General features: G+C 73.1%; 7 protein-coding genes and 1 pseudogene. 1 reads left to right on the top strand and 7 read right to left on the bottom strand.

From position 1 onward, the window contains the following. Positions 1-33 precede the first annotated feature (33 nt). The 3 genes from ACZ38L_RS13420 to ACZ38L_RS13410 are packed head-to-tail and all read right to left on the bottom strand — an operon-like array spanning position 34 to position 4873. Entirely contained in the window at positions 34-2562 is a 2529-nt protein-coding gene (locus ACZ38L_RS13420) for an acyl-CoA reductase (protein WP_465692302.1), read from the bottom strand. Continuing rightward, a complete protein-coding gene (locus ACZ38L_RS13415) occupies positions 2559-3737 on the bottom strand; it encodes a LuxE/PaaK family acyltransferase (protein ID WP_396565421.1) in 1179 nt (392 codons plus the stop codon). The genes ACZ38L_RS13420 and ACZ38L_RS13415 overlap by 4 nt, the downstream gene beginning before the upstream one ends. Beyond that, positions 3734-4873 (bottom strand): GNAT family N-acetyltransferase, encoded by a 1140-nt coding sequence (locus ACZ38L_RS13410; protein WP_465692300.1) that lies wholly within the window; start codon positions 4871-4873, stop codon positions 3734-3736. The genes ACZ38L_RS13415 and ACZ38L_RS13410 overlap by 4 nt, the downstream gene beginning before the upstream one ends. 893 nt (positions 4874-5766) lie before the next feature. Between ACZ38L_RS13410 and ACZ38L_RS13405 the strand changes: the two genes are divergently transcribed. Next, positions 5767-7275: a glutamate synthase subunit beta gene (locus ACZ38L_RS13405; RefSeq protein WP_465692298.1), complete on the top strand. Its 1509-nt coding sequence runs from the start codon at positions 5767-5769 to the stop codon at positions 7273-7275. A gap of 1 nt (position 7276) precedes the next feature. On the opposite strand, the gene ACZ38L_RS13400 is transcribed toward ACZ38L_RS13405, so the two are convergent. From ACZ38L_RS13400 to ACZ38L_RS13385, 4 genes and pseudogenes are all read right to left on the bottom strand, one after another. After that, a complete protein-coding gene (locus ACZ38L_RS13400) occupies positions 7277-7744 on the bottom strand; it encodes a MarR family winged helix-turn-helix transcriptional regulator (protein ID WP_465692297.1) in 468 nt (155 codons plus the stop codon). Between the two features lie 118 nt (positions 7745-7862). Further along, positions 7863-8674, bottom strand: a pseudogene (locus ACZ38L_RS13395) (hypothetical protein); the annotation flags it as partial. A gap of 114 nt (positions 8675-8788) precedes the next feature. Then, positions 8789-10915, bottom strand: a complete 2127-nt coding sequence (locus ACZ38L_RS13390) for a putative Ig domain-containing protein (protein WP_465692295.1) — start codon at positions 10913-10915, stop codon at positions 8789-8791. Positions 10916-11313: 398 nt separating this feature from the next. Then, positions 11314-12741 (bottom strand): RICIN domain-containing protein, encoded by a 1428-nt coding sequence (locus ACZ38L_RS13385; protein ID WP_465692293.1) that lies wholly within the window; start codon positions 12739-12741, stop codon positions 11314-11316. Positions 12742-13289 lie beyond the last annotated feature (548 nt).

The following is a 13289-nucleotide window of genomic DNA, read 5'->3' as shown; positions in this document are numbered from 1 at the left end:
GGAGCCGCCGCCCTCAGCATTTCTGACGCTACGTCAGAGATTGCGGGCCCGCCGCTCCACCACCGCGAGCAGCTTGCCGCTGGCCTCGGTGTGCGCCAACTCCTCGACCGGGCAGCGCTCCACGATCACCCTCACCAACTCGTCCCGCACCGCGGCGGCGGCCAGCTCCGGATAGCCATCGAGGAACTCCCCCACCGCCGCGTCGTCCTGGCCGAGCGGCTCACCGGCCAGCTTGACGGTCAGCGTCTCCCCGTCCGACTCGCTCTCGGCCAGCACCAGTTGGACGGCGTCGTGGTGCCCCAGCCGCTCCTCGGCGACCTGGACGAACCGGCGATAGTTGAGGAAGTGGCTGCCGCTGCGGAAGATGTCGCCGAACCGGCCGAGCAGTTCGAACCGCGGGGTGCGCCGGCCGCAGGCACAGTCGCCCTCCACCCAGCGCCCGAGGTCGCCGATCTCGTAGCGGTCCAGCCGCTGACCGCGACGGGTGTGCGCGGTGAAGACCAGCCGGCCGGCCTCGCCCGGCGCCACCGGACGGTCCGCTTCCGGGTCCAGGATCTCCAGCGTCTGCAGACCGCTGAACAGGTGGTGCACCCGCTCCGGGGCATCGGGGCACTGGTAGCCGAGCGGCCCGGCGTCCACACTGCCGTAGGCCGCCGAACGGATCAGCTCGACCCCGAACTCCTCGCGGAGCCAGGCCTGTTGCCCCTCGGGGAAGTGCTCGCCACCGTAGAAGACCTTGCGCACCCCGCGGTACTCGCGCAGTGCCTCGGCGCCCTCGGTGAACACCCGCAGCAGGTAACTGGGCATCCCGAACAGGGTGTCCACCCGGTGCTCGACGATCGAGCGGGCGACCAGCGCGTGGTCGCTCTGCATGGCCATCGGGAACTGCACCGCGCGCAGGTTCTCCAGCACCGAGTAGAAGCTGAGGAACCCGCCGTAGAGCAGCCCGCCGGCGAACAGGTTCATCGTCCGGTCGGTGCGCGGGTCGAAGCCGGCCGCCAGCACGCCTTCGGCGCCGTGCCGCATGTGCTCGTGGTAGTCGTCCCAGCTGAACGCGGAGAGCTTGGGCGCGCCCGAGCTGCCGCCGCTGCGGAAGAACACCTCGGCCCGGCTCAGGTCGCCCTGCAGCTGCTCGAACTCGGTCTTGGCGGTCACCGGCACGGCGGGGACCGGGAGTTCGCGCGCACCGATCAGGTCGTCGAGGCAGGCGTCGGCGGCGAAGCGCTCGTCCAGCTGTACGTCCACCCGGCGGCTGTAGCGCTGCAACGCGTAGACGCCGTCGTGCGGCTCGCCGTCGTAGCTCTCCAGCATCCGGCCGGGCACGGTGACCCGCTGGACGCCGGCCGCCAGCACCGCGCCGGCCAGCTCGGCGGTGTCGGCCCGGGCGGCCCCGATGCCGGCGGTCTGCAGGTAGCGGCGCATCGGGCGGAGCACCTCGCCGATCCGCTTGCGCGGCAGCGGCTTGACCCAGACCGTGCGGTGCAGCGGCGAGGCGCGCAGCGCACCGCGGGTGTCGGCCAGCACGTGCCAACGGCCGTCCGCGGCGGCGTGCACCCGGGTCAGCCCGAGGTGCTCCTCCAGCCGGGCCACCAGCACGGTGTTGGTGATCTCGGCGCTCTCCTGCAGCTCCGGCACGGGCCGCCCGCCGACCGGCACCGCCTCCTCCAGCACCGCGGCGAACCGCTCGGCGAAGGCGAAGAGTTCGTCCTGGTCGTCGGTGTCCAGGTAGACCACCTGCGGGCTGGCACAGGCCTGCTGGTCGAGCCGGATCACGTCGGCCGCGATGCCGTCCAGCACCGTGCGCTCGGACCAGGCCTCGGCGGTCAGGTAGGCGAAGGAGAGCTTGGGCCCCCAGTCGACCAGCCGGACACCGGCCGGCAGCAGCGCGGCGATCCCGCTGATCGCCTCCTCGCCGCCCCAGGCGGCCACCGCGTCGGCGGCCGCGCAGAGCCGGGCCGTCCAGTCGGTCCGGGCGGAGGAGAAGCCCAGCACCACCACGTGCCGGGCGATCAGCCCGGTCGGGTCGAGGTCGGCCAGCGCGGCCAGCAGGCCGTGGGTGAACCGGCTGTCGCCGCTGGTCTTGACGATGTTGAGGTTGCCCGCCAACAGGCCCTCGACCACGCTCAGCGCGCCGACCGCCGGGGCGTTGCCCGCGGCGATGTGCACCAGCAGGCCGACCGGCAGCCAGCCCTCGAAGATCTCCCGGCGGAAGTCGAAGCGGGCCAGCCGGCCCGGGTCGACGCCGCCGAGCTCGCGCATCACCTTGACCTCCAGCGCCTCCCGGGAGAGCGCCTCGGCCAGGTCGGGCAGGGTCCGCCCGGCCTCCTCGGCCGGGATCCCGGCGGCGTCCAGCAGGGCGCGCAGTTCGGTCGACTGCGGGCTGGCCGGGTCGGTCAGCGCGGTCGCCAACCGGTCGCAGGCGGCGAGCACCACCAGCGGGTTGAGGCGCTCGGCGAGCGCGTCGGCGGCGCAGCGGTCGAGCGCGTCGAGCCGGCGGTCGGCCTCGGCGTCCTCCACCCACTCGCCCTGCCAGTAGTGCCGGTCGGTGGTCACGGCGGTCACAACGTCCCCTCGGTCTTGAGCAGTTCGGCGGCGGCGATGGCACAGCTCTTGTTCCGGCTGAGGCCGGCCCGGCCGTGCACGGCGAACCAGGGCGTGGGCAGGCCGCAGCCGCACTCCTCGGGCGCGTGCTGGGTCACCAGGTCGCCCATCAGCACCGACTGGGCCGGCACCGAGGTGATGTACGGGGAGATGAACTGCGGGTAGCCGGGCTCGCCGTAGCCCAGCGGCGTCAGGTCACGCACCGAGCGGATCAGCAGCCTGGCCCAGGTCGGCACGTGCAGGCGGTGGTTGGGGCACTCCATGTGCAACACCGAGTGCTCGACGGCGCCGTAGCCGTCGCGGATCCGCTCGTCCGGGATGCCCAGCTGGTCGTGGATCCGCCGGTACAGCTCGGGCTTGCCGACCTGCTTGTCGGCGTGGCCCTTCCAGCCGCCGCCGAAGACCACCAGCGAGCGCGGGTCCAACTCCAGTGGCCCGATCCCGAGGTCGCGCATCCGGTCCAGGGTGAAGGAGAGGAACGCGGGGAACCCGAGGATCCGCACCGGCGCTCCCTCCTCGGCGAACCGGATGAGCGCCCGCACACAGCCGAACGGGTCGAACTCGTGGCTGCTGCCGGTGTGCTTGAGCGCGTACTCGGCCGAGCGGACCGGCGCGAAGTGGCACAGGTACTCGTCGGTGAACGAGGTGCCGAGGTTCAGGCCGGGCCGCGGCTGGTAGTTGGAGAGCCAGTAGTTGACCGGCTCGTCGGAACCGATCCAGCCGTAGTGGTCGAAGATCCGGGCGACCATCCGCTGGCCGTTGCGCAGCGTGAAGTCGTCGAAGAACATCTGCGACTTCTGGCCGGTGGTACCGGAGGAGGTGAGGTTGATCCGCACGTCCTCACGCGGGATCGAGACGATCTCGTGCGCCTTGAAGAAGTTGGCGTGCACGAAGGGAAGCCGGTCGAGCTCCTCGATGCCGGCCAGCGGCCTGCCGGCGGACGGGCCGGCCTTCAGCAGGCTCGCGTAGAACGGCGACCGGGCGGCGTGCCAGGCGTTCGACTCGTTCATCGCCTCGGTGAAGAGCTGGTCCAGGTCGGCGCCGACGCGGTAGGGCTCGGCGATGTCGCAGAGCCGCTGGACGTGGGCGAGGGCCTCCGGATCGGGCACCGCGACCGGTTGCAGGTACTGGTTCACTGGAATATCCCGTAGGTGTTGAGGTGCTGGTTGGTCCACAGCTCGATGTACTGCTCGGTGAAGGGCTGGAACGCGGCGTCGATGGCCAGGCCGCGGAAGTCCAGCGGCTGCAGGGTGCGGGCCATCACCACGTAGTCGCGGTAGCCCGCCTCCTCCCGGCGCATCGCGGGGTAGGCGGCCACCGGCAGGAATCCGGCCGCGAGCAGCCGGCTCAGCTCCTGGTAGGCGTCGAGCGGCAGCAGGGTCTCGATGTAGCCGGCGCCGCCGGCCGCCAGCCGTTCGGTGATGGCCTCCAGGTCGGCCTCGGCCAGGCCCGGCGAGGCGCCGATCAGGGTGCAGTAGCCGTCCGAGGGGCTCAGCTGCGCGTACACCTCGGCGCTCCCGTCCACCCGGCTGAGCAGCACGTTCGGGGTGTGGAAGGGATAGAAGCCGTCCTCCGGGTCGGCCAGTTGACGCGCGTAGCGGCGGGCCACGAAACTCGGCGCGTCGATCATTTCCAGCTCGCTCCGGGCGCCGCGCCGAGCGGGACCGCTCGGCGGCAGCGGCTCGTCGCTGATCTCGGGCTGCTGGTGCGGGCCGAGGGTCCGTCGAAGGGCCTCGATCAGTCCGCCGAGTGCTTGGGGAACCCGTTCGACCGGGATCCGCTTGTCGAGCACACCGGGGCGGTGCCGGGCCAGCAGCACCATGGTCTCGTGCTTGGCCGCCTTGCGGAGGTTGGGGAAGATGCCGAGCGCGTGGAACCCGGCCCGCAGGCAGGTGCGCTGGGGCGCGGTCGCGTTGGTCCGCGCGGTCGCGTAGACCGAGTCGGTCTCCTGGCTGTCGGCCAGCATCGCGTCGCTGAGTTGACGGACGGCCAGGTTGGCCAGCCCGCCGCCGCGGGCCTCCGGGTGGATCACCAGGCCCTGGAGCTTGCCGACCCGGGCGACCTGGTCCACCGTGCCGAGGATCGAGCCGACCAGGCGGCCGCGGTCGTCCCGGGCCACCAGCCAGGTGGAGCTCGGCGAGGCGATCTCCCGACCCATCACCTCCGGGTCGGTGCCCAGCGGTAACGCGTAGTCCCGCCCGTAGACCTGGCGATAGAGCAGCAGGAGTTCGTCGATGTCCTCGGCGGCAGCCTGCAGAAATTCGTTAGCCAAGTTCCCTCCCGCACACGTGGCACGCCCGCGGGTCGCGCGGGCGGATCAGGAATACGAATTCGTGGCCGAGGCCGGGTGCCTGGTGGGCGCCCGTTCGACGCGGCGGCACGGGTTCGTCACGGGCCGCGCCACCGACCTCGCCGCACGGTTCTCGGCAGGGTGGTCGGACACGAAGTAAGGAGTAGTCGGTCCCCCACCGGCCCTCTGCTCCACAGTAGCGCCTGCGTGGGGATGTGACCGACCATCACCGGTCGCTACGACGGGAAACAGCGGGCCGTGCGACGAGAATCACAGCACGGCCGGTCATATCCGGGGCAGTTCGCGAACCGCCCAAAGGAAACGGGAGGTGAACGGCTGGAAATCCGTACGAAATTCAACGAGATGACGTCGTATCGGTTTTCGGCCAGCGTCCGGCAGGACCGTCGGACAGTGCTTCGGGCACATGCCACCTAGGACGGAGAACACCTTCGCCGACGGGCCGTGGTGCGACGGCGACGTCCGATTCTCGCCATCCGGGCGACGGTCCCGGCGAGGCCGCCGGCCCGCCCGGCCGGGCCCTGACCCGCCGGCGCCGGTCGGCCGCCCTCCCGTTCCGGCGGCGAACCACCTGGCCCTCCGGTCAGCACCCGGCCCTCCGGTCTGCCCGGACGGGCAGTTCCGGAGTCCGTCCGGGCAGACCGGAGGGCTTCCCTCCACTTCCGGCCGGCCGGGAGCCAGGCGTACTGTTGCCAGACAACGCTGTTGCCACCCGGCGGCGCGCCGTCGCGGGGTGCGGGGCCCACTCCCCGCCCGCCCCGCGCGCCGTCCGCCCACCGGTCGGCCGCCCCGCCCCGGCCACCCGCCGCACGGCCGCCCTCCGCCCCCACACGTCCCACTGGTGAGGGAGGCCGTCGATGGCCGAGCCACCGGGCTTTCTCAGCACCCCCCGGCTGGCCCGCGAACGCCGTGCGGTCGACGAGCGGCTGCACGACTGGCGCGAGGTCTACGCCGAGCACGAGCACGCGCTGTTGCCGATCATTGGCGGCCAGGCCGGCCGCTGCATGGATTGCGGCATTCCCTTCTGTCACAGCGCCTGTCCACTGGGCAACCTCATCCCCGAGTGGAACCGGCTGGTCCGCGACGAGGACTGGCGGGCCGCCGCGGCACGGCTGCTGGCCACCAACAACTTCCCCGAGTTCACCGGGCGGCTCTGCCCGGCCCCCTGCGAGAGCGCCTGCGTGCTGGCCATCGACGACGACCCGGTGACCATCAAGAACATCGAGCTGGCCATCGCGGACCGGGCGTGGGAGGCGGGCTACGAGACGCCCCGGCCGCCGGAGCGCCGCACCGGACGGACCGTCGCCGTGATCGGCTCCGGCCCGGCCGGGCTGGCCGCCGCCCAGCAGCTCACCCGGGCCGGGCACACCGTCACCGTCTACGAGCGGACCGACCGCCCAGGTGGCCTGCTGCGCTACGGCATCCCGGGGTTCCGGCTGGAGAAGCACCGACTGGACCGGCGGCTCGACCAGATGTGCGCCGAGGGCACCCGGTTTCGCACCGGCGTGGCGGTGGGCACCGGCCTGCCGGCCGACCGGCTGCGGGCCGAGCACGACGCGGTCGTCATCGCGGTCGGCGCCACCGCCTGGCGCGAGCTGCCGGTGCCCGGCCGGGAGCTGACCGGGATCCACCAGGCCATGGAGTACCTGCCGCAGGCCAACCGGGTGGCGGAGGGCGAGCTGGCGACCCCGCCGATCTGCGCGGCCGGCCGGCGAGTGGTGATCATCGGCGGCGGCGACACCGCGGCCGACTGCCTGGGCACCGCGCTGCGCCAGCGGGCCGCCGAGGTGACCCAGCTGGACATCAACCCGTGCCCGGACCCCGACCGCCCGGCCGGCCAGCCCTGGCCGGTGCACCCCAAGGTCTACCGGGAGACCACCTCGCACGAGGAGGCCCGGGCGGCGCCACCGGCCGCCGGCGGGTCGGAGCCGCCCACGGTGGGCGACGCGCGCCAGTTCTCGGCGGTCACGCTGCGCTTCGTGGGCGACGGCGAGGGCCGGGTCCGGGCGGTCCGGCTGGCCGAGGCCGAACCGGAGCGGCGGCGACCGCGCCCGGACACCGAGCGCGAACTGCCCGCCGACCTGGTGCTGCTCGCCCTCGGCTTCACCGGCCCGGAGCACGACCCCGCGCTGACCGACCGGCTCGGCCTGACCTTCGCCCCGTCCGGTGCCTTCGCCCGGGACGACGGCTTCGGCACCACGGCGGACGGCGTCTTCGTGGCCGGGGACGCCGGCCGGGGACAGTCGCTGATCGTCTGGGCGATCGCCGAGGGGAGGGCGGCGGCCGCGGCCGTGGACCGCTACCTGACCGGCTCCACCGGCCTGCCCGCCCCGGTCACCCCGGCCGACCGTCCGCTGGTGCTGTGAGTCAGAGCCGGTCGTAGATCTCCGCCAACCGGCGCAGCACCTCCGCCGCCGTCCCCAGCGCCGCGGCGTCCTGCGCCACCAGGGCCTCGGCCAGGGCCCTGGCCAGCTCACCGCTGCGCTCCTCGTGCCGCTGCCGACCCCGCGCGGTGAGCGCGACCAGCACCGACCGCTTGTCCTGAGCCGGCCGCTCCCGGGTCACGTAGCCCGCTGCCACCAGCCCGTTGACCAGTTGGGTGGTGGCGGCCCCGGTGGTCTCGGTGCGCTCCGCGAGGCGGCCCACCGACAGCGGACCGTCCTCGGCGAGCACGCGCAGCGCCCGGGCGTGGGTGAGGGAGAGCGCGCCCGCCGTCCTGGTGGCCCGGCCGCGCAGCCGGGCGTCGGCGGCGCTCAGGCGGTAGGCGGCGCGGGTCAGCGCGTCCAGTGCCTGCGCACGGGTGGGGGTGGCGATGTCCTCGGGCCCCTCGGCCATGGCCGGCCTCCTCGGGTGTCAGCGGATCACGGTGGCGACCGGACCAACCGGAGTGGTTACTTGTTAAGTACTTAACATACTCTGCCCGTCGCCTCCGGGGAGCATGCCCGTGCCCGGGTCACCGCGCCATGGCGTCCGCCCCGGGTCGCAGCCCCTCGGCCAGCTCCTCGGCGATCAGCCGCTTGGCGATGGCGTCCACCGCGGCCCGCAGCTCGGCGCTGCGCGGCCGGCCGTGGTCCCGCTCCAACCGCTGGTTCAGCCAGCCGCCCCACGCCCTGCTGATCGCCTCGGCCTCCCGCTGCCCGTTCCCGGTGTGCGTGAGGTAGCCGTCGTAGCTCGAGAGGTAGCCCTCGCCGACCATCCGCTCGAAGACCGGCGAGGTGATGCAGGTCGAGCTGTTCACCCGGCTGGTCGGGCACGCGCGGCTCGGGTTGATCGCGGCGCGCCACCGGCTGCCGCCGGAGGTGCTGGCAGCGCCCTGGGATTCTCCGCGGCGTGCGCCAGCACCGCCGGGTCGGCGCCGGTGAGCCCGGCGGCGGTGCTCACGGCGCCGGTCAGCCGGGGCGCCAGCGTGCTGGTGTAGATGGTGCCGAACACCGCCGTGCCGAAGGAGCCGCCCAGGGTGCGGAAGAAGGTCACGCCCGAGGTGGCGGTGCCCAGGTCGGCGTAGTCGACGGTGTTCTGCACCGCGATCACCAGCACCCGCATGCCCAGGCCGATCCCGACACCGAGCACCAGCATGTGGAGCGAGGAGAGCCGGGCACCGGTGCCCGCCCGCATCAGCGACAGCAGGTACAGCCCGACGCCCGTCACCAGCGAGCCGACGATCGGGAAGATCCGGTACCGCCCGGTACGGCTGACCACGTTGCCGCTGAACACCGACGCCCCGAGCCGCACCGGGCGGACCACGCCGAGCTGCCCGCCGTCGCCGATCCCGGCGCTCGGTGGCGCGGTCACGGGCGGTCCGTCCCGGGGTGGGCGCGCCGAACGCGGCATCGGCCTGTCCGGCCCGGGGGGCGGACAGGCCGACGTCTGGGGGTGGCGTCAGGAGGTCCGGAGCGCGGTGTCGTCCAGGACGAAGCTGGTCAGCTGCGGAGAGTTGTTCTCGGTGCCGACGAACTTCACGGTGACGGTCTGGCCGGTCCAGGCCGAGAGGTCGACCGAGTACTGCTGGTAGCCCTTGCGGGCGTTGAGGTTGGAGTAGGTGGCCACGGTGGTGGTGCCGGTGCTGCTGACCACCTCGACCTTGAGGGTGTCCATGGCCTGTCGCGTGCGTTTGGCGGTCTCCACGTGCAGCCAGTACGACAGGTTGGCCTTGGCGCAGCCGGTGGGGATCGTGACGGTCTGCCAGAGGTTGTCCGTGGCGGCTCGGCCGTAGCCGTCCAGCCAGGCGTCCCAGCTGCCGGAGTGGCTCGGTTCCAGGGCCATCTGGTTGTTGAGCACGCCGGCGGTGCTCTTCCAGGGGGTCATGTCGGAGCCGTTCTCGAAGCCCGCGTTGCCCAGCAGTTGACTCGCGGTGCAGCCGCTGGCGGCGCTGTTGACGGTCCAGGTGAAGCTGGTGGTGGCGCTGGCCCCCGTGCCGTCGGTCGCGGTGACGGTGACGTGGGAGGTGCCCGCGGTGGTCGGGGTGCCGGAGATCAGGCCGCTGTCGGAGATCGACAGTCCGGCCGGCAGACCGGTGGCTCGGTAGCTGACGGTCTGGCCGGAGGTGGCGTCCACCGCGGTGATCTGGAGCGAGGCCGCGGTGCCGGTGGTGCCGACCTGGTTGCCGGGGTTGGTCACCGTCACGTCGTGGCCCGGTGAGCCGCTGCCCCCGCCGCCCGTTCCGCCACCGCTGCCGCCGGTGGGCGCGGCGGAGGTGAAGGCGGCGGTGCCGTTGGGCGTGCCGAGTCCGGTCGGGCCGTCGTAGCCGGGGCCCGCGGCACACAGGTAGCCCGGTGTGCAGGACGCGGTGGCACCGGTGGTGACGTCGTTGAGGGCGGATGCGTCGGCGTAGGGGTAGGAGGCCGGGGTCGTGCCGGCGGCCGGGGTGCCGGCCAGGGCGTAGACCGCGGCGATGATCGGGGAGGCGGCGGAGGTGCCGCCCTCGACGTTCCAGCCGCCGTTGCCGTTGGAGGTGTCGTAGCTGGCTACGCCGGTCGCCGGGTCGGCGACGGCGGCGACGTCCGCGACGGTGCGCTTGGCGCAGCCGTTGTCGGTCTGCCAGGCCGGTTTGGGGTCGTAGCCGGAGCAGCCGGAGCCCGCGCCCTCGGTGGGCGAGGTGGCCCAGACCGACTCGCTCCACCCGCGGGCGTTGTTCGCCTGGGTGAGCGCGGTGCCGCCGACGGCGGTCACGTACTGGGAGGCGGCCGGGTACTCGACGCCGTAGCCGGAGTCGCCGGAGGATGCGGTGATCGCCACGCCGGGATGGTCGTAGTACTGGGTGTCCTCGCTGGTCTGGCCCGGTGACTCGGGGCCGCCGTAGCTGTTGGAGACGTACTTGGCACCGAGCTTGACGGCCGCGTTGACGGCGCTGCCCAGGTCGCTGTCGCTCTCGGAGTCGGCCTCGACCAGCAGGATGTGGCAGTTCGGGCAGACGGCCGAGACCATGTCGACGTCGAGCGACTCCTCGCCGGTCCAGTCGTCGTTCGCGGGGGCGGGAGCGGGCAGTTGGTCGCCCTGGCCGTTCTGGTTGACCTTGCTGAAGCAACCGTTGGCGCTGGTGCAGGCGGGCAGGCCGAACTGGCTGCGGTAGACGGCGAGATCGCTCTCCGCGGTGGGGTCGTCGTAGGCGTCGACGATGGCGACCGTCTGCCCGCTGCCACCGGAGGAGGCTGCGGAGGTCAGGTTGTAGGCGGACTGCAGCTGGCTCGGACCGTAGCCGTCGACGGTCGCGGCGCGGGTGGCACCGGCTCGGGCCAGTTGCGGCTTGAGGTCGGTGCGGACCAGGGCGTTGCAGGAGTAGTGGCCCGGGGAGGCGGGTGGGCAGGCCTCGCGGTAGTGCTGGGCGGCGGCGCTGTCGAGGTGCGTGGACAGGCTGACGGTCTCCGCCGCCATGGCCGAGTTGAGCGCGATGGCGCCACCGGCGAGCAGCGCGGCCGCCGAGGAGGCCGCCACCGCTATGCGGACCCTGCTCTTGAGGGGGGAGCGCCGGTGGGACCGCTTGTCCGGTCGCTGAGGGGAGTGCAACAAACGAGTCTCCTGTCGGAGGTGCGGAACGGCCTTGACCACCACGTCGTTCGACGACACGGTGCGCTGTTCCGGCAGCAGGGGAGAGGGGCGGACGACCCCGGTTCGGTGGATCACCGGGTCGGCTCGCCCGATCCTAGGGATGCCGGAGCGGACAAAAGCCGCACAACGGGCACCCACAGAGAGCCCTAAGGAAGAGCTCACCTGCGCCTTCGGTTCCCCGGGCGGTCGCACGGACGGCCGACGGCACCGTGCCCCGTGCCCCGCCGGGCAGTTGCCGGCGGGGCACGGGGCACGGTGCACGGGCGGACGCGTCGCGGCGGACGCGGCGGAGGGTCCCGGCGACCTGCCGCGACCTCCGGTCGACGTCCCGGAGCGCGAGCGAGCTGACGGACGTCCTCTCAGGACAGCGTCTGGGTGTGCCACTTCTGGCCGCCGACGCCGTTGCAGTCCCACAGCTGCAGCCTGGTCCCGTTGGCGGTTCCGGTGTCCGTCGCGTCCACGCACTTGCCGGCCAGGATGCTCACCAGATCGCCCGTCAGCGTGTTCAGCGTCCACACCTGGGCCTGGTCGCCGCTGCAGTTCGCCAGCTGGACGGTGGTTCCGTCGGTCGTCGCGGCCCCTGCCACATCCATGCACAGGCCCAGCGAATGAATCGTCCCCCGGTAGTCCGGTGTCCCGTCCAGCACGAAGGTCCACTGCTGCCAGGGGGCCTTGCTGCAGTCCTCCAGCTCCAGCGGCTCGCCGTCCTTGCCGCCCGGCGCCACGCCGTTGGTCACCGTGATGCACCGCCCCGAAGCCTGACCCACGATTTCGACGCCCGAGTTGCCTTGGGACTGGGGCTGGGGCTGGGCCGGCGCCCCGCCCCCGCTGGACGGCTGGGGCTGGGGCGGCGCGACGACGGGCGCGGCCTGGGTCGGGGCGGGGGCCGGCGCCCCGCCCCCGCTGGACGGCTGGGGCTGGGGCGGCGCGACGACGGGCGCGGCCTGGGTCGGGGCGGGGGCGGTGGGGGGCGAGACGGGCTGCGGTGCGGGCGCCGAGGGCGCGATCGGGGAGGGGGAAGGCTGCGCGACGAGCGCGCTGGCCTGGCTGGCGACCGTGGGCTGGTGTCCGAACCACAGCGTCAGGAAGGCCGTCAGGAGTGCCAGCCCGATGCCGAGCACGGTGGCGAGCCAGCGTGGCAGCACCCCGCGCTGGACGTACATGCCGTCCACCGCGAGCGGGGTGTGGCCGGAGCGCCGCACCGCCAGGTTGTACGGCCGGTTCTGCTTGCGGCCGAACCAGATGATCTGGCGGGGCCTCAGCCTCGCGTTGACGAAGGCCGCGCGGCCGGGTTCGATCTGGACGTTGGCGGGGTGGATCTCGAACTCGAGCTCGTCACCGCTGTCGCTGCCGGCGAGGAAGGTGGTGAGTTGGGTGTTGCCGAGATTGTCGATGGCCAGCTTGGGCTTGCCCCGGAAGCGGCCCTTGACGGTGTGCGGGACGAGCTCGGCCCGCACCTCGGTGAACGGCATGACCGTGACGTTGCCCTCCGGGACGGTGGTCGCCTCGGGGTTTTCGGTGGAGATCACCTGGACCGCGTAGGGTTTCGGTCCGGCGGCGGCGTCCGGGGTGCGCGGCGGCGCGAAGGTGAGTTGGACTTCCCCGCTGGTCCCCGGGTAGAGCCGGATGGTCGGCGGCTCCACGGTGATGTACGGCGCGAGCTCGCCGACCGGTACGAAGCGGTACCCGTCGACGACATCACTAGTGTTGCGTACTCGCAGCCGCACGGTCGCGGTGCTGCCGGGATCCACCGTGGTGGAAGCAGGTTCCAGGGAAGTCCAAATCACGTGGACACGTTACGGCGCCGGGCGGGCACCGGGACAGGGACAAGAGGGACGCCGCTGGTGCCCGAACGTCCCGACGGTGCCCTCGGCACCCGCCACGAAACGTGTCCGGCGGCACGGCCACTGACGTCCCGTCAGGCCGCGGACGTGGGCGACCGCACCGGGACCGGCGTCCCGGTCAGCCGGCTGGCACCCCGTTCACCCCGGAGGAGCCGGCACCGCACGTGTGCCGTGCGGAGCCGCACGAGCGATCATCCTGCCGCGGCGGGCAAGCCCTCGGGTAGCACGGACGGCGTTCCCGGGCAACGGATGCCGCGGAGCACGGCCGAGGTCCACGGAACCGTGCCGTTCTCCCGGGCGCGCCGGGGGACGGCGCCAGCCGGTGCGGAAGGTTCGGCGGCATTGGCGGCCGGACGTCGCTCTGCGTCGTCCCGCTGTGGCGGGCGGTCGTGGCGGGCTCGGGTCCTGATGCGGTGCGGGGGCGGTCGTGGGAGTTTGGTCTCTCGGGGGCGGGCGACCGCGCGGAGCGGCCGTCCGGGGCTCGGCGGCGT

This window comes from Kitasatospora sp. NPDC024654 (assembly GCF_055559155.1).
Note: the sequence above shows the minus strand (reverse complement) of the source record. Positions and strands in the feature narration are given on the sequence as shown.

Bases quoted from the DNA above. Each gene is read 5' to 3' on its own strand.
- ACZ38L_RS13405 (WP_465692298.1), top strand. From the start codon at position 5,767: ATGGCCGAGCCACCGGGCTTTCTCAGCACCCCCCGGCTGGCCCGCGAA.
- ACZ38L_RS13400 (WP_465692297.1), bottom strand. From the start codon at position 7,744: ATGGCCGAGGGGCCCGAGGACATCGCCACCCCCACCCGTGCGCAGGCA.